15 protein-coding genes are annotated in these 14,877 nt (G+C 66.3%); 6 read left to right on the top strand and 9 right to left on the bottom strand.

Annotated features, from left to right (window positions below):
- Positions 1 to 42: 42 nt before the first annotated feature.
- Positions 43 to 903 (bottom strand): DMT family transporter, encoded by an 861-nt coding sequence (locus C0R46_RS12195; RefSeq protein ID WP_102959915.1) that lies wholly within the window; start codon positions 901 to 903, stop codon positions 43 to 45.
- A 105-nt stretch (positions 904 to 1,008) separates the two neighbouring features.
- On the opposite strand from C0R46_RS12195, the gene C0R46_RS12190 reads away from it, so the two are divergent.
- Positions 1,009 to 2,403: an aminotransferase-like domain-containing protein gene (locus C0R46_RS12190; protein ID WP_245413554.1), complete on the top strand. Its 1,395-nt coding sequence runs from the start codon at positions 1,009 to 1,011 to the stop codon at positions 2,401 to 2,403.
- A 67-nt stretch (positions 2,404 to 2,470) separates the two neighbouring features.
- On the opposite strand, the gene aroC is transcribed toward C0R46_RS12190, so the two are convergent.
- Entirely contained in the window at positions 2,471 to 3,565 is a 1,095-nt protein-coding gene (gene aroC / locus C0R46_RS12185; protein ID WP_102959914.1) for a chorismate synthase, read from the bottom strand.
- Between the two features lie 249 nt (positions 3,566 to 3,814).
- Here aroC and C0R46_RS12180 point away from each other — a divergent pair, with 249 nt between their 5' ends.
- A complete protein-coding gene (locus C0R46_RS12180) occupies positions 3,815 to 4,075 on the top strand; it encodes a DUF1344 domain-containing protein (RefSeq protein WP_102959913.1) in 261 nt (86 codons plus the stop codon).
- Between the two features lie 52 nt (positions 4,076 to 4,127).
- On the opposite strand, the gene C0R46_RS12175 is transcribed toward C0R46_RS12180, so the two are convergent.
- The 4 genes from C0R46_RS12175 to C0R46_RS12160 form a co-directional block, all read right to left on the bottom strand.
- Positions 4,128 to 4,721 (bottom strand): histidine phosphatase family protein, encoded by a 594-nt coding sequence (locus C0R46_RS12175; protein ID WP_102959912.1) that lies wholly within the window; start codon positions 4,719 to 4,721, stop codon positions 4,128 to 4,130.
- Between the two features lie 13 nt (positions 4,722 to 4,734).
- Positions 4,735 to 5,553 carry an enoyl-ACP reductase FabI gene (gene fabI, locus C0R46_RS12170; protein ID WP_102959910.1) on the bottom strand — a complete coding sequence of 273 codons (819 nt, stop codon included), beginning with the start codon at positions 5,551 to 5,553 and terminating at the stop codon, positions 4,735 to 4,737.
- Between the two features lie 105 nt (positions 5,554 to 5,658).
- Positions 5,659 to 6,615: a DnaJ C-terminal domain-containing protein gene (locus C0R46_RS12165; RefSeq protein WP_102959909.1), complete on the bottom strand. Its 957-nt coding sequence runs from the start codon at positions 6,613 to 6,615 to the stop codon at positions 5,659 to 5,661.
- Between the two features lie 133 nt (positions 6,616 to 6,748).
- Positions 6,749 to 7,081, bottom strand: coding sequence for an RT0821/Lpp0805 family surface protein (locus tag C0R46_RS12160; protein ID WP_157944637.1), 333 nt, complete (start codon positions 7,079 to 7,081; stop codon positions 6,749 to 6,751).
- A gap of 148 nt (positions 7,082 to 7,229) precedes the next feature.
- On the opposite strand from C0R46_RS12160, the gene pdxH reads away from it, so the two are divergent.
- Positions 7,230 to 7,850, top strand: a complete 621-nt coding sequence (pdxH, locus tag C0R46_RS12155) for a pyridoxamine 5'-phosphate oxidase (RefSeq protein ID WP_102959907.1) — start codon at positions 7,230 to 7,232, stop codon at positions 7,848 to 7,850.
- 53 nt (positions 7,851 to 7,903) lie between these two features.
- Here pdxH and C0R46_RS12150 read toward each other — a convergent pair whose 3' ends face one another.
- From C0R46_RS12150 to C0R46_RS12140, 3 genes are all read right to left on the bottom strand, one after another.
- Entirely contained in the window at positions 7,904 to 8,617 is a 714-nt protein-coding gene (locus C0R46_RS12150) for a YrbL family protein (RefSeq protein WP_102959906.1), read from the bottom strand.
- Between the two features lie 211 nt (positions 8,618 to 8,828).
- Positions 8,829 to 10,244 carry a metalloprotease TldD gene (gene tldD / locus C0R46_RS12145; RefSeq protein ID WP_102959905.1) on the bottom strand — a complete coding sequence of 472 codons (1,416 nt, stop codon included), beginning with the start codon at positions 10,242 to 10,244 and terminating at the stop codon, positions 8,829 to 8,831.
- Between the two features lie 125 nt (positions 10,245 to 10,369).
- Positions 10,370 to 10,900 carry an invasion associated locus B family protein gene (locus C0R46_RS12140; protein ID WP_102959904.1) on the bottom strand — a complete coding sequence of 177 codons (531 nt, stop codon included), beginning with the start codon at positions 10,898 to 10,900 and terminating at the stop codon, positions 10,370 to 10,372.
- Between the two features lie 372 nt (positions 10,901 to 11,272).
- Here C0R46_RS12140 and coxB point away from each other — a divergent pair, with 372 nt between their 5' ends.
- The 3 genes from coxB (at position 11,273) to cyoE (ending at position 14,876) form a co-directional block, all read left to right on the top strand.
- On the top strand, positions 11,273 to 12,178 hold the full coding sequence (coxB, locus tag C0R46_RS12135) for a cytochrome c oxidase subunit II (protein WP_102959903.1): 906 nt from the start codon (positions 11,273 to 11,275) through the stop codon (positions 12,176 to 12,178).
- 27 nt (positions 12,179 to 12,205) lie between these two features.
- Positions 12,206 to 13,807 carry a cytochrome c oxidase subunit I gene (ctaD, locus tag C0R46_RS12130; protein WP_102959902.1) on the top strand — a complete coding sequence of 534 codons (1,602 nt, stop codon included), beginning with the start codon at positions 12,206 to 12,208 and terminating at the stop codon, positions 13,805 to 13,807.
- A gap of 124 nt (positions 13,808 to 13,931) precedes the next feature.
- Positions 13,932 to 14,876 carry a heme o synthase gene (gene cyoE, locus C0R46_RS12125; RefSeq protein ID WP_425349884.1) on the top strand — a complete coding sequence of 315 codons (945 nt, stop codon included), beginning with the start codon at positions 13,932 to 13,934 and terminating at the stop codon, positions 14,874 to 14,876.
- The last annotated feature ends 1 nt before the right edge of the window (position 14,877 follow it).

Genomic DNA, 14,877 nt, shown 5'->3' with positions numbered 1-14,877 from the left:
GCAGGAGGGCACCGAGCGCCGCAGCCTGCGGCCTCGATGTCCTCACGCGAACCGCTTGGCACCGGCGACGCAGAGCACGACAAGGCCGGTGACCGCTATCATCGTCCACGCTACGGGCTCGCCGAGCAGCAAACCTGCGAGCCCCAGCCCGAAGAAGGGCTGCAGCAGCTGCAGCTGACCGACGCCGGCGATGCCGCCGAGCGCCAGGCCGCGATACCAGAAGACGAAGCCGACCAGCATGCTGAACACCGAGACATAGGCGAGGCCCAGCCAGGCGGGCGCGCCGATGCCGTCCAAGGTGCCCGGCACTGTCGCCACCGCAACGGCTGCCATGACTGGGAAGGCGACGATCAGCGCCCAGGAAATCACCTGCCAGCCGCCGAGGCGGCGGGACAAGGTGGCGCCTTCGGCATAGCCAAGGCCGCAGAGGACGATCGCGGCGATCATCAGGAGATCGCCCGCCAGCGATGCCGGCCCGCTCTGCGTCAGCGCGAAGCCGGCGACGGTGACCGCCCCGAGGACGGAGAAGAGCCAGAAGGCCGGCTTCGGCCGCTCGCCGCCGCGCAGCACACCGAAGATCGCGGTCGACAGCGGCAGAAGCCCGATGAAGACGATCGAGTGCGCCGAGGTGATATGCTGGAGCGCCAGTGCGGTCAGCAGCGGGAAGCCGAGAACGACGCCGACCGCGACGACGGCGAGGGGGAGGAGGTCGCTCGTCGCCGGCCGTCTTTGCCGCAGCGCGAGGAGGAGGCCGCCCGCGAGCAGTGCGGCGATCACCGCGCGCGCCGAGGTCAGGAACAGAGGGGTGAAGCCCGCGACGGCGATGCGCGTCGCCGGCAGCGAGCCGCTGAAGATGAGGACGCCGAGAAAGCCGCTGCCCCATCCGGCCGTTGACCGCTGCATGATGATCTCCGTTACGCCTCAGCCGGGTAGCGCAGGTGCTCTGGTCATCACAGGGGCGGTTCAGTACGGTTTCGTCGAACTGTACCGGAGCGGGAACCGATACGCATGGCATCGGTGGTGGAGAACGAGCGGCGGGGGACGCGGACCTCGGCCGTCATGGATGAGATCCGGCGCCGGATCGCGGACCGCGCTCTCACGAGCGGCGAGAAGCTCCCGTCCATCCGGCGCTTCGCCGCGGCGATGAAGGTCTCTCCGTCGACGGTGGTCGAGGCCTATGACCGGTTGGCCGCGGAGGGGCTGATCCGCGCCCGGCCGGGCTCCGGCTTCTATGTCGCCGGCGCGCAGCCACCACTGGCCTTGGCCGAGCTGCAGCCGCGCCTTGATCGCGCCATCGACCCCTTCTGGGTCTCGCGGCAGTCGCTTGACGCCGGCCCGCAGATGCTGCGGCCGGGATGCGGGTGGCTGCCGCCGGACTGGCTGCCGACGGCTGCGCTCCGCCGCGCCGTACGCGCCCTCGCCAAGGCCGACGATGCCGTGCTGACGGACTATGGATCGACGCGCGGGCAGGGCGGGTTGCGCGCTCTGCTGGCGCGTCAGTTCGCGTCTGAAGGCATCGTGGCCGGGCCCGACCAGATCCTGTTGACGGGCTCGGGGACGCAGGCGATCGATCTCGTCTGCCGCTTCCTCCTGCAGCCCGGCGACACCGTCCTTCTCGACGATCCCTGCTACTTCAACTTCCAGGCACTTCTGCGTGCGCACCGGGCCACGATCGTGAGCGTGCCCTACACCGCGAGCGGGTCGGACGTTGCGCGCTTTGCCGAGGCCGTCGAAACGCACCGCCCGCGCCTCTACGTCACCAACTCGGCCATCCACAACCCGACCGGCGCGTCGCTGTCGCCGCAGACGGCGCACAGGATCCTCACCCTTGCCGCGGCGCATGATCTGATCATCGTCGAGGATGATATCTTCGCCGACTTCGAGCCCGAGCCCTCGCCGCGGCTGGCGGCGCTCGACGGCCTGGCGCGCGTCGTGCGGATCGGCAGCTTTTCCAAGACGCTCTCGGCTTCGGTGCGCTGTGGCTACATCGCCGCGCGGCCTGACTGGATCGAAGGTCTGGTCGATCTGCAGGTGGCGACGAGCTTCGGCGGCCCGAGTCCCGTCGCGGCCGAACTCGTCGCCGGGACGCTTCATGACGGCAGCTACCGCAAGCACCTGGCCGCGCTCCACCTCAAGCTGGCGAAGCGGCGGCGCGACATGACGGCGATGCTGGAGCCGCTCGGCATCCGACCCTTCGTGCAGCCGCGCGGCGGCTACTATCTCTGGTGCAGCCTGCCGGCCGGCCAGGACGCGTCGGTGCTCGCCAAGGCTGCCATGGCGGAGGGTGTGGTGCTGGCGCCCGGCAACGTCTTCAGCGTCGCGGGCACGGCGATGGGGATGATGCGCTTCAACGTCGCCCAGATGGATAGCGACGTTATGGACATTCTCCGCCGCCTGCTCTGAGGCAGCGGGCCGGCCGCCGCGCCTTACGCAGAGGTGTCAGGGCGCGAGGTGGCTGAGGGCGCGCCGGCTACACGCGGCCGGTCTGCCCACGGTGCCGGAGATAGTGGTCGGCGATCGCGCAGGCGACCATCGCCTCGCCGATCGGCACCGCCCGGATGCCGACGCAGGGGTCGTGCCGCCCCTTGGTTATGACGTCTACCTCGTTGCCGTCGGCATCGATCGAGCGCCGGGTGGTCAGGATGGACGAGGTCGGCTTGACGGCGAAGCGGGCGACGATCGGCTGGCCGGTGGAGATGCCGCCGAGGATGCCGCCCGCATGGTTCGACAGGAACACCGGCTGGCCGTCGTTGCCGGCGCGGATCTCGTCGGCATTCTCCTCGCCGGTCAGCGTCGCGGAGGCAAAGCCGTCGCCGATCTCGACGCCCTTCACGGCGTTGATCGACATGAGGTGACTGGCGATATCAGCGTCGAGCTTGCCGTAGATCGGTGCCCCGAGGCCGCCTGGAACACCTTCGGCGACGATCTCGACCACGGCGCCGATCGACGAGCCACGCTTGCGGATCTCGCCGAGATACTCGGCCCAGCGCTCGGCGGTCACGGGATCGGGGCAGAAGAAGTCGTTGCGATCGACCTCGTCCCAGTCCCAGCGCGAACGGTCGATCGCGATATCGCCGATCTGGACGAGCGCGCCGCGGATGGTCACGCCGGGCACGACGAGGCGTGCGATGGCGCCGGCGGCAACGCGCGCCGCGGTCTCGCGGGCCGAGGAGCGTCCGCCGCCGCGATAGTCACGGATGCCGTACTTCATGTCGTAGGTGATGTCGGCATGGCCCGGCCGGTAGCGCTTGGCGATGTCGGAATAGTCCTTCGAGCGCTGGTCGACATTCTCGATCATCATCGAGATCGGCGTGCCCGTGGAGATGTAAGAGCCCTCGCTCTCACCTGGCATCACACCGGAGAGGATCTTCACCGCGTCCGGCTCCTGGCGCTGCGTCGTGAAGCGCGACTGGCCCGGCCGGCGCTTGTCGAGGAAGCCCTGCACGAAGTCGCGGGTGAAGCTGAGGCCCGGCGGCGTTCCGTCGACCACGCAGCCGAGCGCGATCCCGTGGCTCTCGCCCCACGTGGTGACGCGGAAGAGATGGCCGAAGCTGTTGTGCGACATGGGGATAACTCAGGTGGGAGCAGGCTGTGCGGGACGCTCGGACAGGCGTCGTTTACGGCAGCTTAAGCGTAATGGTCAAATGCTACAGACAAGCGCGAAAAGCGCGAAATTCCGGCCGAGAAAAGACACATTCAGGACCGAGTTTCAGGTGCAACGGAGGCCGCGCTTCGCGACCTTTTCAGATGACGACTCGCCGGACGAGAGGGGCTCGGCCGGCGTATCGTTCCGAGAGTATCGGAGGGACTAACCATGCCCAAGAAGATCCTGGCGTTCTTCGCCTGCTCCTTCCTGTCCGTGTCCGTCACCATCCCCGCAAAGGCCGAGGAGTCGGCGGGTACGATCGAGGCCATCGATAAGGATCGCGCCCTGATCACGCTCGATGACGGCAATGTCTACGAGCTCCCCGGCGAGTTCGACTATGCCGCCGTCGAGCCGGGCATGCAGGTCGTCGTGATCTATGACGAAGTCGCCGCCGAGCGCGTCCAACCGACGATGCGCCTCGTCGGCTGATCCCGACGGGCCGATCCGGCCCGCCATCTGCCAATGCACCGCTGCCGGCGCGTCAGACCCAGGCGGCGCGCCCTTCATCGAGCGTCAGGATACGGTCCTGCTCGATTCCGGCCTGCGCGGCATCCGCCGGGCTGACGCCGCAGTAGAGGCGCAGGAAAGCGCGGGAAACGCCGCCATGCGCCACCATGATCGTCGGTCCGTCGAGGCTCTCGAAGACCGGCCGCACGCGGGTCGCGAGCCGCTCGTAACTCTCGGCACCATCGCCAGGCGGCAGGAAGTTCCACTTGTCGCGCCGGCGTGCGGCAATGCCGGCTGAGTCGCGCTCCTTCAGCTCACGCAGCGTCCAGCCCTGCCAGTCGCCGAAATGCAGCTCGACCAGCCGCGGGTCGAGTTCGAAATCAGCGGGATCGAGGCCGATCTCGCGCCGCAGGATCCGCATGGTCTCCTGGGTGCGGCCGAGCGGGCTTGCCACATAGCGAAAGCTTGCGGCAGCGTCGCCGAGCGTTTCCTTGAGATAGCGGCCGTTGCGCGCGGCCTGCGTGCGGCCGAGATCGTTCAGCGGAATGTCCCGCTGGCCCTGGATGCGACCTTCGGCGTTCCAGTCGGTCTGGCCATGACGGCACAGATACAGCGTCGGCAAGCTCATCTGCGACGCGGGATCAGTCCTTCACCACGGAAATATCCGGCGCGTCCACGGCCTTCATGCCGACCACGTGGTAACCGGAATCGACGTGATGCACCTCGCCGGTGACCGAGCGCGACAGGTCGGAGAGGAGATAGAGGCCGGCATCGCCCACCTCGTCGATCGTCACCGTCCGGCGCAGCGGCGCATTGTACTCGTTCCACTTCAGGATGTAGCGGAAATCGCCGATGCCAGATGCCGCCAGCGTCTTGATCGGGCCGGCCGAGATCGCGTTGACCCGGATGGCCTTTGGGCCGAGATCGACGGCGAGATACTTCACGCTCGCCTCGAGCGCGGCCTTGGCGACGCCCATGACGTTATAGTTCGGCATCACCTTCTCGGCGCCGTAATAGGTGAGCGTCAGCATCGAGCCGCCTTCGGTCATCAGCTTCTCGGCGCGCTGGGCGACAGCCGTGAAGGAGTAGACCGAGATCAGCATGGTCTTGGTGAAGTTGCCCTCGGTCGTGTCGACGTAGCGTCCGGTCAGCTCGTCCTTGTCGGAGAAGCCGATGGCGTGGACGAGAAAGTCGATCTTGCCCCACTTGGCCTCGACCGCGGCAAAGCACGCGTCGATCGAGGCGGCGTCCGCAACATCGCAATGGCCGCAGACGAAGGCGCCGAGCTCCTCGGCCAGCGGCTCGACCCGCTTCTTCAGCGCGTCGCCCTGATAGGTGAGGGCGATCTCGGCACCCTGTTCGGACAGCGCCTTGGCAATGCCCCAGGCAATCGAGCGGTTGTTCGCGACACCCATGATGATGCCGCGCTTGCCGTTCATCAGACCGATGGCTGGGGTCATGGATCCGTCTCCGCGCATGCCGACATGTCAAAAAGGTGCGCGGGCGGTATGGCATAGGCCCTTCGCCCCTTCAAGCGCAGGGCCGGAGTGACCGTACCGGTTGCGTCAGGCTGCCGGCTGCGGCTCGGCTTTGGCGCGGAAGAAGGCTTCGAGCTCCGGATCGCGCTCGGCCGGCAGCGTCAGACGGACCGTTGCGAGGATGTCGCCGCGCCCGCCGCCCTTCTTCGGTAGCCCCTTGCCCTTCAAGCGCAGTGTCCGGCCGGCATTGGTCCAGGGCGCCAGCGTCAGCGCTACGCGACCGTCCAGCGTCTCCACCTGCACCTTGGCGCCGAGCACGGCGTCGCGCACCGACACCGGCAGGTCGAGCAAAAGGTCGCCGCCTTCTGCCCGGAAGCGCGGATGCTCGACGATCTCGATCGTCACCAGCGCGTCGCCCGCCGTTCCCCCGGCGAAGGGAGCCGGTTGCCCCTGGCCCTTGAGGCGGATCGTCTGGCCGTTCTCAACGCCGTCGGGCAGGCGGATGGCGAGTCGCTTGCCGGATGGGAAGATCGCCTCGACCTTTTCCTCCGAGACGAGATCCTCCAGCCGGACCTTCAGCGTCGCGCGGATGTCCTCGCCCTTGGCCGATGCGTTGCGCGCTGCCGTGAAGCCGGAGGCGCCGCCGCGGCGACCAGCCCCGCCGCCGCCAAAAGCCTGCTCGAAGAAGTCCGAGAACATGCTCTCGCCGCCGCCGAGATCGTCGCGGCCGCCGGAGCGGAATTCGAAGCCGCCGGTGCCGCGCCGCGCGCCGGCGAAGGGATCGCCGCCGCCGCCGAAGCCCGAGAAGCCCTGGAACTTCGGCTTGCCCTCGCCATCGATCTCGCCGCGGTCGAACTGGGCGCGCTTGTCCTTGTCGCCGAGGATCTCGTAGGCCTGATTGATCTCGTTGAAGCGCGCGCTTGCCTTCGGATCGTTGCCGTTGGCATCGGGGTGATAGGTCTTGGCGAGCTTGCGGAAGGCGGACTTGATGTCCTTCTCGCTCGCGGTTTTTGCGACGCCGAGAGCGGCGTAGGGATCGCGCATGTCGGGATCGGTCCTGATACGGTTTAGGATGGGCAGCCGAACTGGCCGCACTTACCCTCTATATGGCTGATCCCGGTGCCGAATTTAAGGTCTGCGTCCAGACTTCCTAAGGCTTGATTGTGCCGGACGCCGCTCAGCCCTCTTCGTTGAAGCGCGTCAGCGTCCACTGGCCTTCACCCTTGGTGCAGGCTTCGCCGTTGTAGAGCGCGATGCCGTCGAAGCGCTGGCGCGAGGTCTTGAAGGAGCGGCAGATGTTGTTGCCGTCACGCACTTCGCGGATGGCGGTGATGACGCCGCTCGCGCCGGTGTCTGCATTGGCCCAGGCGAGCGAGCCGACATCCGCAAGTGCTGCGGCCGAGACGGCGTTGCGCACGGTCCGCTGGTCCGACAGCTGGTCGGGCGGTGTCTGGTCGGCGGGTGCGCTGATCGACCCGGTCTGGATGCTGTGGTCGACGAGGTCGTCCACGCCTCCTCCCGAGACCATGCAGCCACCAAGGCACGAAAGCAGCATGAAGAGGGGAAGGCTTTGGACGGGGCGCATCGCACTCTTATGTTTCCGCCGGCACCGCCGATTCGCTCGGCGCGGCAGCTTCTGATCGGAGTCGACGGGCAGTATGACCAACGAGAGCTTAACCCTTGGTGAAACGCAGGCCGGCGACGATCCGTTTGCCCTGTTCGGCCGCTGGATGGCGGACGCTACCGCGAGCGAGTTGAACGACCCCAATGCCATGGCTCTGGCGACGGTCGATCCGGATGGGCTGCCCAACGTCCGCATGGTGCTCTTGAAGGACGTCGATTCGAGCGGCTTCGTCTTCTACACCAATTTCGAGAGCGCTAAAGGCCGCGAGCTCCTCGCCTCCCGCAGGGCCGCCCTCTGCCTGCATTGGAAGTCGTTGCGCCGCCAGGTGCGCGTGCGTGGCCCGATCGTTGAGGTGAGCGAGGCGGAGGCGGATCGCTACTACGCCTCGCGGCCCCTCGGCAGCCGGATCGGCGCATGGGCCTCGCAGCAGTCACGGCCGCTCGCATCGCGCGCCGAACTGGAGACGCGCATCGCCGATGTCGAGGCGCGCTTCGGCGGTGAGGACATTCCGCGGCCGCCGCATTGGTCGGGCTTCCGCGTCGCCCCGTCGGAGATCGAGTTCTGGGCGGATGGCGCCTTCCGCCTGCATGATCGTATCGTCTTCCGCCGCAGCGGTCCGGACGAGGCCTGGCGGCGCGAGCGGCTTTATCCTTGAAGGGGCAGGGCGAAAGACCTTGAGCGACGGCCATTGTTCGGCCGTCGCAGTTCTCAGCGCGATGCCGACCCGATGCCGCCGGCCGACATCGTCGGCAGGCGGTAGGATGGCGCTCTCCGGTCACGCTGGAGCGTTGCCGGCGGTTGCGCTGCTTTGGCCAGAACAGCATCGACGCGCTCCAGCAGGCGCGCCACGTCGCGACGCTTGCTGCGGCGGTTGAGCCAGCCGAGCCAGCTCTTCATCGGAATTGCGCCGGTTTCGCCATAGCCGTCGATCATCACGAAGCGTCCGCCGCCGGAAGGATCGTCGACATAGACGAGGTTGCGGGCACGGAGATCATTCAGAACGATGGGGCTCTCGACCACCCAGGCGCAGAAGCGATCGAGTTCCTCGCGCATCGCCGCGTCGAAAGTGCTTGACTTCAGAAGACCGTCGAGGGTTGGCGCCAGCCGGCCATCACGCGTCTCGGCCTTGACGATGAGGCCGATACCGAGGTCGGTCTCCGTCAGCCCGATCAGCGTCTCGAGATGGGCTGAACCGCAGCCGGTCGCGGCTCGCAACGCCACCTGCTCGCGCAACGGGCGAAGGAAGTTCTTCAGGTGGCGATAGCGGCGTTCCGGGCCATAAAAGAAGGCGGACTTTTTGGCGGCACGGGCGACGGCGTGATCGCGCGTCACCTTGATCAGAAGGCTGTCGTCGTTCGGATGCAGGTAGACGTCGTTGATACCGCCCGAAGCCGCCGGCTGCCGTCCTTTCAATATGATCATCTGCGGCGCCCATCCGGGATTGTGAAGAAAGTATGACGGTCATACGTCCTCACGTTCGAAATGGCCAAGCACTAACTGTTACAACGCAAAATGCGCCGGAATACCGTTGCACAACCGCCGCTAACGTTTGTCACGTTTTCGTCATGCCGGCTTGGAGAGCGCTGCTCTTGCGCCGGTGGCTGTTCACCGCAGGCGGTCGAACGGCTTTCGCTCAGGCTTCCGTTCCGCCGACCGTCACCTGATCCATCCTGAGATGCGGTTGGCCGACGCCAACCGGCACGCCCTGGCCGGCCTTGCCGCACATGCCGATGCCGGTATCAAGCGCCATGTCGTTGCCAACCATCGAGACCCGGTGCATCGCCTCCGGACCGTTGCCGATCAGCATGGCGCCCTTCACAGGCTCGGCCACCTTGCCGCCGCGGATCCGATACGCCTCGGTGCAGGCGAAGACGAACTTGCCGGAGGTGATGTCCACCTGGCCGCCGCCGAAGGATACGGCATAGATCCCGTCACCGACGGAGGCGATGATCTCCTCCGGGGTCCGGTCGCCCCCGAGCATGAAGGTATTGGTCATCCGCGGCATCGGCGCATAGGCATAGGACTGGCGGCGCCCGTTGCCGGTGGCGCTCATACCCATCAGCCGGGCGTTCTGCCGGTCCTGCATGTAGCCGACGAGCTTGCCATCCTCGATCAGCACGGTGCGGTTGGTCGGCGTGCCCTCGTCGTCGATCGTCAGCGAGCCGCGCCGCTCCGCGATTGTCCCGTCATCGACCACGGTGACGCCCTTGGCCGCCACCTGCTGCCCGAGGAGGTCCGAGAAGGCCGATGTCTTCTTGCGGTTGAAATCGCCCTCGAGGCCATGACCGACGGCCTCGTGCAGCATGACGCCGGGCCATCCCGCGCCGAGCACGATGTCGAAGACGCCTGCCGGTGCCGGCACGGCTTCGAGGTTGACGCGGGCCTGCCGCAGCGCCTCGTCGGCGATGCGCTGCCAGTTCTCCGTTATCATGAACTCGCCGAATCCGGTGCGGCCGCCGGCGCCGTGGGAGCCGCTCTCCTGCCGGTCGCCGCGGCCTGCTACGACCGAGACGTTGATGCGCACCAGCGGCCGTACGTCCTTCACCAGCTCGCCATCGGCCCGCAGGATCTCGACATTCTGCCACTGCGAGCCGAGCGTCACCGACACCTGCCGAACGTCATCGCCCTTGGCGCGGAGATAGGCGTCGATGTCCTGCAGCAGCTTGACCTTGGCCTCGAAGCTCGGCGCCGGGATCGGGTTCTCCTCGCCATAGAGCTTTTGATTGGTGCGCCGCGGTGCATCGGCATAGCTGCCGCTGCGGCCGCTCTTCACCGCCATGACCGCATCGGATGCGCGCCGCAGCGCCGCCTCCGAAAGGTCGCCGGAATGGGCGAAGCCGATCGCTTCGCCGCTGACGGCGCGCAGGCCAAAGCCCTGGTCGGTGCTGAAATTGCCGGCCTTCAGTCGGCCGTTGTCGAAGACGAGCGACTCCGATTCGCGATATTCGAGAAACAGCTCGCCATCGTCGGCTCCCGTCAGCGCCTCGCCGAGGATCTGGTCGATCGCAGACTTGGAGACATCGAAACGTTCGATCAGCGAAGCGGCCATGGGAGGGTCCGGAAATCTGCGGCGGGGAGCGGAATATGTGCCCGCCGCAGATAGGCGCTCGGCGCTCGCCTGCCAACCGCCGCGGCATCGAACCACGGCTGCCAGATCGCGTTGACCGGTTCGGCCTACTTTAGTGCGGCAAAGCCCTCGCCGAACCCATTGAGGTCGACGGGAATGCCGATGCCCTGTTCGGGCGTCTGGAAGACGATGAAGGTCGCCATCTTGCCGCTGGTCAGGGTGTCGAGAAGCTTCTGCTCGAGGATGACCTCGGCATAGCAGCCGTCCTGGAAGCAGCGCACGAACTGCGCCCGGCCGATGTCCTTGCCGTCGACATAGAGGCCGAGGCCGTTCGGCAGGAGGATGCCGAGCGGCGCGAGGATGCGCAGGATGCGGGCCTTCTGGTCGGCCGTCTTCAGCGCGACCACTGACAGGCCGATTTCCGGCCGATCTTCGGCGACGACGTTCTGGAGGAGGGCGCACTGCTCCGTCGCGGCGCCGGCGGGCTGGTCGCAGACCACCGCCCAGGCGCCATGCTGCGATTTCACGCTGCCGGTCGCGCCGGCTGTCCCGGTCTGCGCCTGGAGTTGCGCAGGTGCGAGGCAGAGGCCGGCCAGGATCAGGGCTGCCGCCAATGCGGTCTGGAGAACGGTTCGCATGGTTCCTTCCGAATCAACGCCTGACCATCTTGCCGAGAACATGGCAAACAAATGGTTAGCGCGCCCGATCCGGAAAGCCGTCCTCGCCGAGGGGGAATGGCCGCACCGGACCGCACCGTCGCTTTTGTTAGAAAGCTTCTGAATTATTGTCGCAGGACTACCCCTCTGAAATCAAAGGGATTATGTTGCCTGCATGGTGCGGCGGCGACAATGATTGCCGTGCGCCGAAATATTGCGGAGCGTCGGGTTTCGTGGTTTGAAGCGCCGGGCCCCCGACAGAACGATCGCCGGACGCATGCCATATCGGCCGCCGGCGTTCGCGCGGCGCGGCGGCAGAGATTGAGCTGACGCGACGGCGACAGGAGAGCGTTTGTGAGAAGATCGACCATTGCCGCCACGGCGCTGCTGGCGCTGACCGCCGGGGCCGCCGCGCAGGAGTCGGTTGCCCATCCTGGTCAGCCGCATAATTGGCAGATCAACCTGCAGGAAGCGCTCTCTCCGATCGAAGAGCAGATCCATTGGTTCAGCAACTACACGCTGGCCTTCATCATCCCGATCACCATCCTCGTCGCGGCTCTGCTGGCATGGTGCATCTACCGCTTTCGTGAGAGCCGGAACCCGGTTCCGTCCCGGACCAGCCACAACACGCTGATCGAAGTGATCTGGACCGTCGCGCCGGTTCTGGTCCTACTCTTTCTCGCCATCCCGTCCTTCCAGCTCCTGACGGCGCAGTACAATCCGCCGCGCGAGCCGGAGCTGACGGTCAAGGCGACCGGCTACCAGTGGTACTGGGGCTATGAATACCAGCCGGCGCAGACGGACGCGGCCAACGCCGCCGAAGCCGTTTCGTTCGAGTCCTATCCGTTGAGTGAAGAGGATCGTCCGGGGTCCGGCAAGGAGGACAAGGCCCTCTATCCGCGTCTCCTGGCTGTCGACAACGAGATGGTGGTGCCGGTGGGCACCGTGATCCGCCTGATCTCCACCTCCGCCGACGTCATCCACTCCTTCGCTCTGCCCTCCATGGGCGTGAAGGTCGACGCCGTGCCGGGGCGCATCAACGAATACTGGTTCGAGCCGCTGAAGGAGGGCATTTTCTACGGTCAGTGCTCCGAGCTCTGCGGCCAGTCACACTACAACATGCCCATCGGCCTGCGCGTCGTCTCCAAGGAGCAGTTCAGCCGCTGGCTTGCTGCGGCCGGCAGCGACCTCGAAGGCGCCAATGCGCAGCTCACCGCCGAGATCAAGGCGTCGGGCAGCGTCGCGGTCGCAGGCAACTAGGCCAGAAGGTTCAAGGGGAAGATCGACATGGCTTATGATGCCGCTCACGTCGCCCATGACGACCACAAGCCGTCCGGCTGGACGCGCTGGGTCTATTCAACCAATCACAAGGACATCGGGACCCTCTACCTGATCTTCGCAGTGTGCGCCGGACTGATCGGCGGTGCGCTCTCCGTCGCCATGCGCATGGAGCTGCAGGAGCCGGGGATGCAGATCTTCGGCGACCCGGCCGTCTATAACGTCTTCACCACCGGCCACGGCCTGATCATGATCTTCTTCATGGTGATGCCGGCGCTGATCGGCGGCTTTGCCAACTGGATGGTGCCGATCATGATCGGCGCGCCGGACATGGCCTTCCCCCGGCTGAACAACATCTCCTTCTGGCTGATCGTCCCGGCGTTCCTGCTCCTCGTCCTTTCCATGTTCGTCGAGGGTGCCGCAGGCTCCAACGGCGCCGGCACCGGCTGGACGATGTATCCGCCGCTGTCGACCGTGGGGCACCCCGGTCCGGCTGTCGACCTTGCGATCTTCGCGCTTCACATTGCGGGTGCTTCGTCGATCCTCGGCGCGATCAACTTCATCACCACCATCCTCAACATGCGCGCGCCGGGCATGACGCTGCACAAGATGCCGCTCTTCGCTTGGTCGGTGCTGGTGACGGCGTTCCTGCTGCTGCTGTCGCTGCCGGTTCTGGCTGGCGCCATCACCATGATGCTGACCGACCGCAACTTCGGCACGACCTTCTTTACGGCGTCGGGCGGCGGTGACCCGATCCTCTACCAGCACCTGTTCTGGTTCTTCGGCCATCCCGAGGTGTACATCCTGATCCTGCCGGCCTTCGGCATCATCAGCCACATCGTCTCGACCTTTTCCCGGAAGCCCGTCTTCGGCTATCTCGGCATGGCCTACGCCATGGTGGCGATCGGCGTCGTCGGCTTCGTGGTGTGGGCCCACCACATGTACACGACCGGCATCTCGCTGAACGCGCAGCGTTACTTCGTCTTCGCGACCATGGTGATCGCGGTGCCGACGGGCATCAAGATCTTCTCCTGGATCGCGACGATGTGGGGCGGCTCGATCTCGTTCCGCACGCCGATGCTTTGGGCGATCGGCTTCATCTTCCTCTTCACGGTCGGCGGCGTTACCGGCGTGAAGCTCGCCAATGCCGGCATGGACCGCGTGCTGCACGACACCTACTATGTCGTCGCTCACTTCCACTACGTGCTGTCGCTGGGCGCCGTCTTCGCGATCTTCGCGGGCTGGTACTACTGGTTCCCGAAGATGAGCGGCTACATGTACAACGAGACCATCGCCAACACGCACTTCTGGCTGATGTTCGTGGGCGTGAACCTCGTCTTCTTCCCGCAGCACTTCCTGGGTGCCGCCGGCATGCCGCGCCGCTATGTCGACTATCCGGACGCCTTCGCCGGCTGGAACTTCGTCTCGTCGATCGGCTCCTACATCTCGGCGGTCGCGGTCTTCGTCTTCCTCTATGGCGTCTATGACGCCTTCGCGAAGAAGCGCCTCGCTGGACCGAACCCCTGGGGTGTCGGCGCGACGACCCTGGAGTGGCAGCTGCCTTCGCCGCCGCCGTTCCACCAGTGGGAGGAGCTGCCGCGCGTCAAGTAAGCGCCGGCCGCACTGAAAGCACAGCCTTACGCGACCCCGCCGAACCTTGGTTGGGGTCGCGTTCTCAACCGGTAAAGGCGCCAGGCGCCGCAGCCGGATTCGTAGTCGAAACTCGAGGTCGACCGTGAGCCTGATCGCCGCAGAAACAGCCGTCCAAGCTCGCCCGGGGATCAGCCTGGCCGAGCCGGGCGACTACCTGCAGCTCCTGAAGCCACGCGTGATGTCGCTGGTCGTCCTGACCGCCGTCACCGGATTCATGCTGGCGCCCGGCTCGATTCATCCGACGCTGGCCGTGATCGCGATCCTGTCGATCGCGATCGGTGCCGGCGCTTCGGGCGCGCTCAACATGTGGTACGACGCCGACATCGATCGGCTGATGGCCCGCACGGCCAAGCGCCCTGTGCCGACCGGCCGCATCGCGCCGGAAAATGCGCTCGCCTTCGGCCTGTCGCTCTCCGTCTTCTCCGTGCTTCTCCTCGGTCTCGCCGTGAACTGGGCGGCCGCCGCGCTGCTCGCCTTCACCATCTTCTTCTATGCCGTGATCTACACGATGGGGCTGAAGCGCTCGACGCCGCAGAACATCGTCATCGGCGGCGCCGCCGGCGCCTTTCCTCCGATGGTCGGCTGGGTCAGCGTCACCGGCAGCATCTCGCTCGAGAGCGTCGTTCTTTTCCTCATCATCTTCCTCTGGACGCCGCCGCACTTCTGGGCGCTGTCCCTGTTCAAGCTCGAGGACTACGCCAAGGCCGGCATTCCGATGCTGCCGAACGTCAAGGGCAAGCCGGCAACCCGCTTTCAGATTCTGGCCTATTCCCTGGTGCTCGTGCCGGTCGGGGTTCTTCCCTACGCCATGGGCTTTGCCGGGCCGGTCTATGGCGTCGCCTCGGCGCTGCTCGGCGCGAACTTCATCCGCCGCGCCTGGGGCGTCTATCGGATGTCGGACGAGGACAGCAGCATGGCTCCGGCGCGCAAGCTGTTCGCCTTCTCGATTCTCTATCTCTTCTCGCTTTTCGCCCTGCTTCTGACCGAAGCGGTGGTGGAAAAGGCGTTCGGCCTGGCGGGGTTCTGAG

Source organism: Mangrovicella endophytica, assembly GCF_002893625.1.
GTDB classification, from domain to species: domain Bacteria; phylum Pseudomonadota; class Alphaproteobacteria; order Rhizobiales; family Rhizobiaceae; genus Mangrovicella; species Mangrovicella endophytica.
This window is presented reverse-complemented; position numbering and strand designations above follow the sequence as displayed.

Bases quoted from the DNA above. Each gene is read 5' to 3' on its own strand.
- C0R46_RS12190 (WP_245413554.1), top strand. From the start codon at position 1,009: ATGGCATCGGTGGTGGAGAACGAGCGGCGGGGGACGCGGACCTCGGCC.
- fabI (WP_102959910.1), bottom strand. From the start codon at position 5,553: ATGACCCCAGCCATCGGTCTGATGAACGGCAAGCGCGGCATCATCATG.
- ctaD (WP_102959902.1), top strand. From the start codon at position 12,206: ATGGCTTATGATGCCGCTCACGTCGCCCATGACGACCACAAGCCGTCC.
- C0R46_RS12165 (WP_102959909.1), bottom strand. From the start codon at position 6,615: ATGCGCGATCCCTACGCCGCTCTCGGCGTCGCAAAAACCGCGAGCGAG.
- aroC (WP_102959914.1), bottom strand. From the start codon at position 3,565: ATGTCGCACAACAGCTTCGGCCATCTCTTCCGCGTCACCACGTGGGGC.
- C0R46_RS12150 (WP_102959906.1), bottom strand. From the start codon at position 8,617: ATGATCATATTGAAAGGACGGCAGCCGGCGGCTTCGGGCGGTATCAAC.
- C0R46_RS12175 (WP_102959912.1), bottom strand. From the start codon at position 4,721: ATGAGCTTGCCGACGCTGTATCTGTGCCGTCATGGCCAGACCGACTGG.
- C0R46_RS12195 (WP_102959915.1), bottom strand. From the start codon at position 903: ATGCAGCGGTCAACGGCCGGATGGGGCAGCGGCTTTCTCGGCGTCCTC.
- tldD (WP_102959905.1), bottom strand. From the start codon at position 10,244: ATGGCCGCTTCGCTGATCGAACGTTTCGATGTCTCCAAGTCTGCGATC.
- pdxH (WP_102959907.1), top strand. From the start codon at position 7,230: ATGACCAACGAGAGCTTAACCCTTGGTGAAACGCAGGCCGGCGACGAT.
- C0R46_RS12180 (WP_102959913.1), top strand. From the start codon at position 3,815: ATGCCCAAGAAGATCCTGGCGTTCTTCGCCTGCTCCTTCCTGTCCGTG.
- C0R46_RS12140 (WP_102959904.1), bottom strand. From the start codon at position 10,900: ATGCGAACCGTTCTCCAGACCGCATTGGCGGCAGCCCTGATCCTGGCC.